Genomic DNA, 11421 nt, shown 5'->3' with positions numbered 1-11421 from the left:
TGTCATTTGGGGGCTGAGACCGTCACCAGGGCCGGGCGCAGGATGCGGTCGGCGATCAGGTAGCCCTTTTGCAGCACGGTCACCACGGTGTTGGCTTCCTGGTCGGCGGGGACCATGCTGATGGCCTGGTGCTGGTGCGGATCGAACCTGGCGCCGGCGGCGGGGTTGATTTCCAGCACCTTGTGGCGCTCCAGCGCGCTCTTGAGCTGCTTGAGCGTGGCTTCGGAGCCTTCGCGCAGCTGTTCGCGCGTGGCTTCCTGGATGGACAGGCCGGCTTCCAGGCTGTCGGCCACGGCCAGCAGGCTGTCGGCAAAGCTCTCCACGGCGAACTTGCGCGCCTTGCTCACTTCTTCCTCGGCGCGGCGGCGGGCGTTTTCCGCCTCGGCCTTGGCGCGCAGGAACTGGTCGGCGAGGTCGGTGTTGTGCGCCTTGAGGGCGGCGATTTCGTTGACGAGGGCGGAGGTGACGTCTGCCGCGTTGGCCGCTTCGGCCGCCTGGGCTTCTTCAGGGCTCACGGGCGCCTCGTTCACGTCGGTCGGGTCGATGCGGTCAGTGGGGTTGGGCGTCTGGCTCATGGGTCTTTGAAGTGCGTAAAACAGTGGCCAGGACGGCCATGCAGGGCAATTGGGGCCGATGGGCCCCGATTCAAGGGTGGGAGGTGGCACTTTTGCCACCAGGGACGAAGCCCGCGCTGAGCGGCCCATCCAGGGGCGTGATTCTATGTCCCGGCGTGGGGCAGGTGGCCGTTGGCGGCGCGCACCTGCTGATGGCTCCATTTGCCGGCGAAGTGCTGGACTTCAACCAGGCGACGGGCCAGGTCGGCGCCCAGGGGGGTAAGCCGGTAGCCCTGGCCGCCATGCTCCACCAGCAGGGCCGCGCGCAGTTCCTTGATGCGGGTGTTCAGGGTGTTGGGGGTGACCCCGCCCACGCTGTCCTGCAGGAGCCGGAAGGTCTGCGGGTGGCCATCGCTCAGGGCCCAGATCACGCGCATGGCGTAGCGAGACTCAAGCAGATCGAACAACTGCATCACGGCAGCGTTGTCCTTGGCACTCATGAGAGGTCTCCTGGAGCAGCCTGTTTCAGACCGTTCCACTATAGGCAGGAAACACTGCAGCGACCCGTGCGGACTTACCCGAATTGCGGCATTTGCGGCTACGTGCGGTAAACCTTGCGCAGCAGTCCGATGAGCGTGTTCAGTTCGTCTGGGGTCAGGCGGCCCGCCACATCGCGTTCCAGCGAAGAAGCCGTGGCCTGGGCCTCGTTGTAGAGGGTTTGCCCCGCATCAGAAAGGTGCAAACCCTGCGCCCGCCGATCGTTGGGATGGGGCTTGCGCACGACGAGTCCGCGCTTTTGCAGGCTTTTGACCATGCCGACCAGGTTGGGCGGAAGGATGTCGAGCGTGGAGCAGATCTGGCGCGAGGTCACGCCCGGGTTGTGCGCCACCACGGAGAGCACCGAGAAGTCGACCGGCCGCACGCCATAGGGCGCCATGCGGCGCAGGAACACCGCGATCACCGCCAGCGCGGCGCGGCGCGCGTTGTAGCCGAGCAGCGATTCGAGGAACGAGGTGTCGATATCGGACGGCTCGCCCACGCTGTCCGAGCGGGCCGCAGTCTTGCGTGGGACGCGCGGGCGGCGCAGGGCGTTGGCGGTGGAGTGTTGTGACATGGGGGGCGACTGTAGCGTCAACCCGGCGGCATCGCCAGGGTGCTGCCCAGGATGCCCAGGCGCATGTTGAACTCGGGCCAGACCCCGTGCCAGAAGGCGTTTCGGGCCTCGCGGGTGCGCGTGTCGGGCGGTTCCGCGGTGCCGATGCGTTCCCAGGCCCAGGCCATGAGCAGCAGCGCGAGCGCACGCAGGAAGTCGTCCGCGAGGCGGTAGGGCAGGTCGGTCGCCGCCGCCGTTCCCGTGGCTTGCGGGAGCAGGTCTTCGCGCACAAACTGCCCCAGCCGCGCGAATGCGTCGAGGGCGCGGGGGTCGTGCAGGTCGTGGGCCAGGTCGGCCAGCAGGGTTTGCAGCGCCGCGCCGCCGTCGGGCAAGGTCTTGCGCACCAGCAGGTCGATCGCCTGGATCTCGTTCGTGCCCTCGTAGATCATGGCCACGCGCGCGTCGCGCACGTGTTGCTCGATGCCCCATTCGCGCACATAGCCGTGGCCGCCGAACACCTGCAGGCAGGCGCTGGCGCCGCTGAAGGCCTGCTCGGTCCAGGCCGACTTGAGCACCGGTGTGACCAGGCTGCACCAGCGCGCAGCGGCGTCGCGCCGGGCGGCGTCGGGGTGGTGTTTCTGCGTGTCGAGTTCGAGTGCGGTGCGGTAGGCGATGACGCGCCCGGCGTCGATCCAGGCGCGTTGCGTGTGCAGGATGCGCTGGATGGCGGGATGCAGCGCGATGGCGTCCGCTTCACCGGTCTTGCTGCCGCTGCCCGGGGCACGCATCTGGCGCCGTTCCTGCGCGTAGGCGTTCGCCTTCTGCCACGCCGCGTCGAGCAGGCCGACACCTTGCAGGCCCACCAGCAAGCGCGCGGCGTTCATCATGACGAACATCGCGTTCAGGCCTTTGCCGGGTTCGCCCACGATGGACGCGGTGGCCTCGTCGAAGCGCAGCACGCAGGTGGGGCTGGCGTGGATGCCCATTTTTTCTTCGATGCGCTCGCAGTGCACCGCGCTGCGGCTGCCGTCCTCATGGATTTTGGGGACCAGGAACAGCGAGAGGCCTTTGGGCCCGGGCGGCGCATCGGGCAGGCGCGCGAGCACGAGGTGAACGATGTTGTCGCTCAGGTCGTGTTCACCGCCCGAGATGAAGATCTTCGTGCCACTGAGCGCAAAGAGGCCATTGGCCAAGGGCACGGCCTTTGTGCGCACCAGGCCCAGGTCGCTGCCGGCGTGTGGCTCGGTCAGGCACATGGTGGCCAGCCATTCGCCGGTGGCCAGCTTGTCCAGGTAGCGCGCCTGGAGTTCCTCGCTGCCGTGGTGGCGCAGGCATTCGTAGGCCCCGTGCAGCAGCCCTGGCGCCATGGTCCAGCCGTGGTTGGCGGCGTTGAGCATTTCGTGCAGAACCGCTTCCACCACCGTGGGCAGACCCTGGCCACCGTGTTCCGTGGCACAGGCCAGCGACGGCCAGCCGGCTTGCCAGAACGCCTGGTAGGCATTGCGGAACCCCGGCGGCATGGTGACCGCGCCGTCTTTCCACTGTGCGCCCACTTCATCGCCTTCGCGGTTGAGCGGCGCGATCACCTCGCCGACGAACTTGCCCGCTTCGCCGATCACCTGGGTGAGCAGGCCGGTGTCGGCATGCTCGGCCATGGCGGGCAGTTCGGCCAGGCGCTCGTGCGCCTTCAACACATCGAACAGGATGAAGGCGTGGTCGGCAGGCTGTGGCTGGTAGGCGTTCATGGCATGAAGGGTCAGCGGCAGCTGAAGCTGCTGGCGGATTCGGCCGGGCCGGTGCCGTTGTAGCGCGCCACCGTGGGATAGGCGCAGAGCGGGCGGGTGCGGTTGGGCGTCCAGTCGGCGGGCAGCTCGGCGTTGACGCCACCGGCGTTGCCCGTGCCGCGCGCGCTGGCGGTGACGGCTTGCGGCGGCACGCCTTGTTCCACCCACTTCACCAGGGGACCGAGCAGGTCGAACTGGTCGGTGGCCGGGCCGGCGCTGCAGTGGTTCATGCCGGGCACGGGGAAGTAGCGCGCGAAGTCCGCGGCCTTGCCGCCTTGCGCGGTGTTCAGGCGCTCGAACCATTGGCGCGTGTCTTCGGCGGAGAAGATCGCGTCGCTCACGCCGTGGTACAGCACCATCTTCGCGCCGCGTGCGCGCAGGGGGGCGAGGTTGGTCGGGTTGCCATGGCCGGGCGGGCCCATGAGCGAGAGGCCCGATTCCTTGTAGGTGGCGCTGGTGGCCGAGATGGCGGGCAGCAGGACGTCGATGTTGGCGCTGGCGATGTCCGCGGGCGCGGCGGGTGGCGCGGGGTGAACACCGTGCCCACCGACAGCGGGTCCAGCGCCACGCTGTTGACGAACTTCCAGGTGGCCCAGTTGCTGCCGGCAATGCCCGCGTCGTGCGGGAAGGCGCTGTAGATGGCCTGGCCGTTGCTCGCCTTGCCGCCGGCCTGCACCTGGGCCAGCGTGGTCTTCTGCACGGGCGTGAGGCAACTGCCGTCGCGCGCGCCGCTGCAGCTGGGCACGTCGCGCACCACGTCGAAGGCGGCCTGGCAGGCCTGCGTGGCCTGCACCATGCCGTCGTTCAAGCCGTCGAGCGCGTCGCAGCGGTTGAGGATGGCGCGCGCCACGGTCTGGCGTTCGGCGGCGCTGAGGGCGCTGCCCAGGTCGGGGATGGTGGCGTTGGGGTTGAGCGGGTGCTTCACGGTCGCGCCGGGCGTGGCCAGCGGCGTCCAGCGTTGCGCGCCCCACAGCTGCGCCAGCGCCGCGTTGGGCAGGCGGTAGCCGGGCGCGCCGATGAGGTAGCCGTCGTACTGGTCGCCCAGGCGCGAGACCGCCACCATGGCGTGGCGACCGCCGTTGGAGCAGCCGCCGATGTAGGAGCGGTCCGGGCCCTTGCCGTAGGCCGTGGCGATGAGCGACTTGGCCATGGGCGTGAGCTTGGCGACGGCCTGGTAGCCATAGTCCAGCCGGGCCTGAGGCTCCAGGCCGAAGACCGCGGTCTGTGCGCCGGTGTGGCCAGCGTCGGAGCTGATCACCGCGAAGCCTTGTGCCAGCGCGCCGGTGACGGGGCCGCCGCCGAGCGCGCCTTCGGCCGGGCGCACGGCACCGTCGAGCCCGCCGTTGCCCTGGTGGTAGAAGCGGCCGTTCCAGGCCTGGGGCAGGCGCATTTCGAAGGCAATGGCGTAGTCGCGCCCGTCGCTGCCTTTGCGCTTGTGCATCTGGCCTTTGACGAGGCAGTGCGCCGCGACCGGCTGGCCCGCGAGCATGAGACCGCCAGCGGCCACGGGGGCAGCGGAGTCGAGGGTGGTCTGGTCGAAACGGAACTGGTTGGTCAGCGCCTCGCATTGGCCCAGGCTGGCGCCCACGGCGGGGGCGAGTGGTGCGGGTGGTGCGCCCGGTGTGGTGCTGCAAGCTGCCATGAGCAGCCCTAGCCCTAGCCCGAGGGGCAGGGTCAGAGTGGCGGTGCGACGCTGTGCGTTCTTCATCATCTTGTGTCTCCTCGGGTGGTGGCGGGAAGGGTGTCAGGCGCTTTGCCGTGCAGTGCCCAGATAGGTCTCGATCACGCGCGGATCACTGGCCAGTTCGCGGGCCGGGCCGCTTGCGCTCAGTTCGCCCATCTCCAGCACGTAGCCGTGGTCGGCCACTTGCAGCGCGGCGCGCGCGTTCTGCTCCACCAGCACGATGGTCACGCCGGTCTGGCGCAGCCGTTCGATGATGGCGAAGATCTCTTTCACGATCAGTGGCGCCAGGCCCAGGCTGGGCTCGTCGAGCATGAGCAGGTCGGGCGCGGACATGAGCGCGCGGCCCACGGCCAGCATCTGACGTTCTCCGCCCGAGAGCGTGCCGGCGAGTTGCGTGCGGCGCTCCTTGAGACGCGGGAAGATGCCGTAGACATCGTCCATGCGGCTGCGCCATTTCGCATTGCCCAGCCGCATCTGGCGAAAGCCGCCGAGCAGCAGGTTGTCTTCCACCGACATGGTGCTGAACAGCTCGCGCTTCTCGGGGACGAGCGCCATGCCGTTCATCACACGGTCTTCGAGCGAGAGGGTGGTGATGTCCTGCCCACGGAACTCGATGGTGCCGTGGCCGGGCAGGATGCCCATGAGCGTGTTGAGCAGCGTGGACTTGCCCGCGCCGTTGGGGCCGATGACGGTGATCACACCGCCGGGCTGCACCTCGATGTCGATGCCGTGCAGCACCTCGGCGCGGCCATAGCCGGCGCGCAGGCCTTTGACTTGAAGGATGGGTGTTGTGCTCATGTTCAATGCTCCGTGCCGAGGTAGGCCGCGCGCACCTTCGGGTCTTGTTGCACCTGCGCGGGTGGCCCTTGCGTGAGCAGCGTGCCGAATTCCATCACCACCAGGTGGTCGCAGATCTGCATCACCAGGTCCATGTCGTGTTCCACCAGCAGGATGCTCATGCCTTCGCCTTTGAGCTGGCGCAGCACGCCCGCGAGCGCCTGCTTTTCCTTGTGGCGCAGACCGGCCGCCGGTTCGTCGAGCAGCAGCAGCGTGGGGTCGGCGCACAGGGCGCGCGCAATTTCCATCAGCCGCTGCGGCCCCATGGCCAGGTTGCCGGCCTGTTCGTGCAGGTACTCACCCATGCCGATGCGTTCCAGCTGGCGCTGCGCTTCGCGGAAGAGTTGCCGTTCCTCGGCACGGTTGGTGCGCAGCATGGCGGGCAGCACGCCCTTGCGGCCCCGCGTGTGCGCGCCCAAGGCCACGTTCTCCAGCACCGTCATGTCCGGGATCATCTTCACGTGCTGGAAGGTGCGCGCCATGCCCAGTTGCGCGATGGCGCGCGAGGGCTTGCCCACCACGTTGCCGCCCTGGAACCGCACCTGGCCGCTGGTGGCGGGCAACACGCCGGTGATGAGGTTGAAGGTGGTCGACTTGCCGGCGCCGTTGGGTCCGATGAGCCCGACGATCTGGCCGCCGTGGATCTGGAAGCTGATGTCGTTCACGGCCACCAGGCCACCGAACTGCATGCGCGCCTTCTGCACGTCCAGCACCAGTTCGCCCGCCGCCGGCTTGGCGCGTTCGGGCAGGGCGGCGGCGTTCTGCCAATCGACCGTGCGCGGTTTTTGAGGCATGCGCTTGCCCACCATCGACCACAGGCCATCGGGCAGGTACTTGAGCATCACCACCAGCGCCACGCCGAAGACGATCACTTCATAGCTGCCGCTGGTGCCCATCAGTTTGGGCAGCAGCACTTGCAGCTGGTCTTCGAGCACGCGGATCAGGCCCGCGCCCACGATCGCGCCCCAGACGTGGCCCACGCCACCGATCACCGCCATGAACAGGTACTCGATACCCATCTTCAGCCCGAAGGCAGAAGGGTTCACCGTGCGCTGGAAGTGTGCCAGCAGCCAACCCGCGACGGACGCCAGCAGCGCGGCCAGCACGAAGATGGTGACCTTGTAGCGGAAGGTGCTGATGCCCATGGCCTCGGGCATCTGCGAGCCGCTCTTGAGCGAGCGGATCGCGCGGCCCGCGCGCGAGTCGAGCAGGTGCAGCATGGCGGCCACGAAGGCCAGCAGGATGACCCAGGTCAGCACGAAGAACGCACGGCCCTGGCCGATGTCGAAGCCCGCGATGGACAGGCTCTTGATGCCGAGCAGACCGTCGTATTTGCCCAGCGCATCGAGGTTGCCCATGAGGTAGTACAGCGACAGGCCCCAGGCGATGGTGGCCAGCGGCAGGTAGTGGCCCGACATGCGCAAGGTGATCAGTCCAACGATCAGCGCGCTGGCGGCCGTGAGACCCATGCCGATGAACAGCGTGACCCACGGCGACATGCCGAGGTTGAGCGTGAGCCAGGCCGTGGTGTACGCGCCGATGCCGACGAACGCTGCCTGCCCGAACGAGGTGAGACCGCCCACGCCGGTGAGCAGGATCAGGCCCAGCACGGTCATGCTGTACATGCCGATCATGTTGAGTTGCGTGATCCAGAAATCGGGCACGGGGAGGACGGCGATCAGCGGGATCGCAATGGCCAGGACCAGCAGGCCGATGTTTTGTGGCTTCGGCATGTCAGTGGTCCTCGTCGGAATGTTTGCTGCGCAGCGAACGGAACAGCAAGACGGGGAGGATCAGGGTGAACACAATCACTTCCTTGAAGGCACTGGCCCAGAACGAACCGAAGGCTTCGATCACGCCGACACCGAGCGCAGCGACCAGCGCCCCCGGGTAGCTCGCAAGGCCGGCAGCGACAGCCGCCACGAAGCCCTTGAGGCCGATGAGAAAACCCGAGTCGTAGAACACGGTAGTGGTCGGGCCGATCAGCAGACCCGAGAGCGCGCCGATGAAGGCCGCCATGGTCATCGTGAGCTGGCCCGATGCTTGCGACGAGATGCCCATGAGGCGCGCACCCGTGCGGTTCACCGCAATGGCGCGCAGGGCCTTGCCGCGCAGCGAGCGCTCGAAATACAGCCAGAGCATGACGATCAGCGCCACCGTGGCGGCGAAGGTGATGATGGCCTGGCCCGACAGCATGACCGGGCCGATGGCGTAACGCGTGTCCCAGAACGCCGGATTGCGGAAACCTTCCGCGCCGAAGAACACCAGGCCCAGGCCGGTCATGGCGAAGTGCACGCCGACCGAGACGATCAACAACACCAGCGGCGTGGCGCTCTCCAGCGACTGGTAGGCCACGCGGTAGACCAGCGGGCCGTAGACCGTGACCACCGCGACGCTGAGCGCCGCCTGCACCCACAACGGGAACTGCTGCGGCGCGGCCCAGATGGCCACGATGGACACGAGCAGCGGCAGCACCAGCGTGCGGCCTGCGGCCTTGAACGCGGTCAACGCGTTGCGGTGCTGGCGCCAGCGCTCGACCAAGTCCCTCAGCGCGGCAAGCCCGGCCAGCAGCAACAGCAGCCACACGGTGCCGGGCACCTTGCCGGTTTGAAAAATGGCCAGGGTGAGCGCGCCGTACGCGACGAACTCGCCCTGGGGAATGAAGATGATCCGGGTGACGGTGAACACCAGGACGATGGCCAGGCCCAGCAGCGCGTACACCGCGCCGTTGGTGAGGCCATCCAGTGCCAGGATGCTGGCAATCGAAAAATCCATACGGACCCTTAGCGAGAAAAGGAAGCGCGGAAAAGAAACTCAGCCACGTGAATGCGCTCCTTCCCCCTCTGGGGGAAGGCCGGGATGGGAGCCAGGCGCGCCGACCACGCCACTGCCTGCGGGCCCTCACCCCAGCCCTCCCCCAGAGGGGGAGGGGGTAAGCCAGAGGCAACAAGGGTCCGGCTCCGCCGGCCCCAGGTGTCGCTCCCCCTCCCGCCGAAGGCGAGAAAGGGGGGGCGCCGTCAGGCGCGCAGGGGGGTGCTCCGAATCACTCCACCTTGAATTTGCCGTCGACGACCTTCAGCATCACACCGGTTTCATTCGTGTAGCCCCAGTGGTCGTCCTTGGTCCAGTTCATCACGCCGTGCGAGAACACCGTGCGGCCCATGGTTTCGAAGGTGTCGCGCAGCGCGGCGCGGAACTCCGGCGTGCCGGGCTTGCCGCTTTTCAGCGCGAGTGGCACGGCCTTGTTCAACGCAATGGCGGCGTCGTAGCTGTGGCCGGCGAACTGGTTGCGCGAGCCGGGGCCCACCAGCTTTTCGTATTGCGTCACGAAGTCCACCGCCAGCTTCTTGGACGGGTGGCTGTCGGGCAACTGCTCGGCGATCACGGCCGGGCCGGAGACCACAAAGGAACCTTCCACGTCCTTGCCGCCGATGCGCACCAGATCGGGCGTGGCGGCCGCGTGCGTCTGGTAGATCTTGCCCTTGTAGCCGCGCTCCACGATCGCCTTGTGCGGCATCGCGGCGCCCGAACCCGACGCCACCACGAGGATCGCATCGGGGTTGGCGGAGGTGAGCTTGAGCGCCTGCGGCGTCACGCTGGTGTCGGTGCGCGCGAAGCGCTCCGCGGCCACCACTTTCATGCCAGCTTTCTCGGCCAGCGGCGTGATGGCCTTGAGCCAGAGCTCACCATAGGCATCGGTGTATCCAAGGAAGCCAATCGTCTTGATGCCTTGCTTCTTCATGTGTTCGACCATGGCATGGGCCATCACGTCGTTGCCCTGCGGCAGGCGGAACATCCACTGATCGGCGCCGGGTGGCACGCCCACGGGCGAGGCGGCCAGTTGCACCGTCTTGGCTTCGGTGACCACGGGCGTCATGGCCGCGGCCACGGGCGTCAGGCACGAGCCGATGATCAGGTCGACCTTGTCTTCGGTGACGAAGCGGCGTGCGTTGGCCGCGCCCTTGCCCGGGTCGCTCGCATCGTCGAGGATGATCAGGTTGACCTTTTCTCCGGCGATGGTCTTCGGGAACAGCTTGAACTGGTTCTGCATCGGAATGCCCAGGCCGGAACCCGGGCCGGTGAGCGAGAGACTCACGCCGATGTTGATGTCGGCCAGCACAGCGGTGCTGGTCAGGGCGGTGACGGCCACGGCGATGAGGGTCTTGACGGCTTTCATTCGATGTCTCCTTCTGGGGTGGTGAAAAAACGGTTCGGTTCAGGCGCAGGATCAGCTGCAGAGCGCCTTGATGTCTTCGGGCACGGGGATCGCCTTGATGCGGTCGGGCGTTTCGGGCGGATGGACCACGAAGGCGCGGGTCTCGCTGCCTTCGCACAACACGTCGTCACCGCGCTTGACCACGTGCTTGTGGATGAACACCTTGTCGCGCCATTCGACGACGCTGGTGTGGATCTGCAGGCGCTCGCCGTAGGTGGCGGGACGCATGAACCTGGTGTGGATCTCCAGCAGCGGCGTGCCGACGATGCCGCGCGTCTTCTTCGTCTCGCGCCAGGGCGGTACGCCGCACTGCTTGAAGAAGTTCAACGAAGACGCGTCCATCCACTTCGAGAAATTCGGAAAAAACACGATGCCGGCGGGATCGCAATCGCCGAACATCACTTCCACTTCGTACACAACCACTTTGCTCATCGGGGGGCCATTCTCAAAGCACCGTCGAGGCGGATCACTTCGCCATTCAGGTGCGTGTTGTTGATGATGTGTGCCGCGAGCTGGGCGAACTCTTCGGGTTTGCCCAGCCGCGGCGGGAACGGAATGCTAGCCGCCAGCGAGGCCTGCACCGGTTCGGGCAGTTGTTTCATCAGCGGCGTGCTGAACAGGCCGGGTGCGATGGTGCAGACGCGAATGCCATGCTGTGCGAGGTCGCGCGCCATCGGCAGCGTCATGCCGACCAGACCGCCCTTGGACGCGCTGTAGGCCTGCTGGCCTACCTGGCCGTCGAAGGCGGCCACGCTGGCGGTGAACACCATCACGCCGCGCTCGCCGTCTTCCAATGGGTCCAGCCTGGCGCAAGCGGCGGCGAAGAGACGGCTGGCGTTGTAGGTGCCGATCAGGTTGACGTTGATCACCTTGGCGAAGTCTTCCAGCGGCGCGGCACTGCCGTCTTTGGCGACGACGCGCTTGGCCGAGCCGATGCCGGCGATGTTCATCAGCATGCGCGCCGGGCCGTGCGCGGCCGCCGCCTGGTCGATCGCGGCCTGCAGGCTCTCGGTGTCGGTGATGTCGCAGCGCAGCGCCACGCCACCGATGTCGTCCGCCACGCGTTTGGCGTTGTCCAGGTTCACGTCGAGCACCGCGACTTTGGCGCCCAGGCGCGCGAGTTCGCGCGCGGTGGCTTCGCCCAGGCCCGAGCCACCACCGGTGACGAGGGCTGCGTGTCCTTGAATGTTCATGCTTGGCTCCTTTGACAGATTGAAGAGGTGTTTCGAGTGCATGCCGGAAATACCGCGGAA

Annotated in this window: 10 protein-coding genes and 1 pseudogene; all 11 read right to left on the bottom strand. The window is 67.4% G+C overall.

Annotated features, from left to right (window positions below; translation table 11 throughout):
* Positions 1-2 precede the first annotated feature (2 nt).
* The 11 genes and pseudogenes from grpE to FFS09_RS15035 all read right to left on the bottom strand — a co-directional run bounded on the left by grpE (position 3) and on the right by FFS09_RS15035 (position 11361).
* Positions 3-575 carry a nucleotide exchange factor GrpE gene (grpE, locus tag FFS09_RS15085; protein ID WP_137919715.1) on the bottom strand — a complete coding sequence of 191 codons (573 nt, stop codon included), beginning with the start codon at positions 573-575 and terminating at the stop codon, positions 3-5.
* A 143-nt stretch (positions 576-718) separates the two neighbouring features.
* Positions 719-1054 (bottom strand): winged helix-turn-helix transcriptional regulator, encoded by a 336-nt coding sequence (locus FFS09_RS15080; protein ID WP_137919714.1) that lies wholly within the window; start codon positions 1052-1054, stop codon positions 719-721.
* 98 nt (positions 1055-1152) lie between these two features.
* A complete protein-coding gene (locus FFS09_RS15075) occupies positions 1153-1668 on the bottom strand; it encodes a MarR family winged helix-turn-helix transcriptional regulator (protein ID WP_137919713.1) in 516 nt (171 codons plus the stop codon).
* Between the two features lie 17 nt (positions 1669-1685).
* Complete coding sequence (locus FFS09_RS15070; RefSeq protein WP_137919712.1) at positions 1686-3392, bottom strand: acyl-CoA dehydrogenase family protein; 1707 nt, start codon at positions 3390-3392, stop codon at positions 1686-1688.
* Between the two features lie 11 nt (positions 3393-3403).
* Positions 3404-5139: pseudogene (locus tag FFS09_RS31690) on the bottom strand (tannase/feruloyl esterase family alpha/beta hydrolase).
* A gap of 36 nt (positions 5140-5175) precedes the next feature.
* Entirely contained in the window at positions 5176-5913 is a 738-nt protein-coding gene (locus FFS09_RS15060; protein WP_502703734.1) for an ABC transporter ATP-binding protein, read from the bottom strand.
* 2 nt (positions 5914-5915) lie between these two features.
* Positions 5916-7685: a branched-chain amino acid ABC transporter ATP-binding protein/permease gene (locus FFS09_RS15055; protein ID WP_137919710.1), complete on the bottom strand. Its 1770-nt coding sequence runs from the start codon at positions 7683-7685 to the stop codon at positions 5916-5918.
* Position 7686: 1 nt separating this feature from the next.
* The gene (locus FFS09_RS15050; protein WP_137919709.1) at positions 7687-8727 is read right to left on the bottom strand and encodes a branched-chain amino acid ABC transporter permease; all 1041 of its coding nucleotides are present in this window, start codon (positions 8725-8727) and stop codon (positions 7687-7689) included.
* 268 nt (positions 8728-8995) lie between these two features.
* Positions 8996-10129 (bottom strand): ABC transporter substrate-binding protein, encoded by a 1134-nt coding sequence (locus tag FFS09_RS15045; protein ID WP_137919708.1) that lies wholly within the window; start codon positions 10127-10129, stop codon positions 8996-8998.
* Between the two features lie 51 nt (positions 10130-10180).
* Positions 10181-10600 carry an acyl-CoA thioesterase gene (locus FFS09_RS15040; RefSeq protein ID WP_137919707.1) on the bottom strand — a complete coding sequence of 140 codons (420 nt, stop codon included), beginning with the start codon at positions 10598-10600 and terminating at the stop codon, positions 10181-10183.
* A complete protein-coding gene (locus tag FFS09_RS15035) occupies positions 10597-11361 on the bottom strand; it encodes an SDR family NAD(P)-dependent oxidoreductase (protein WP_137919706.1) in 765 nt (254 codons plus the stop codon). The genes FFS09_RS15040 and FFS09_RS15035 overlap by 4 nt, the downstream gene beginning before the upstream one ends.
* Positions 11362-11421 lie beyond the last annotated feature (60 nt).

It is taken from the genome of Hydrogenophaga sp. 2FB, assembly GCF_005503365.1.
Classification (GTDB): Bacteria; Pseudomonadota; Gammaproteobacteria; order Burkholderiales; family Burkholderiaceae_C; genus Hydrogenophaga.
Note: the sequence above shows the minus strand (reverse complement) of the source record. Positions and strands in the feature narration are given on the sequence as shown.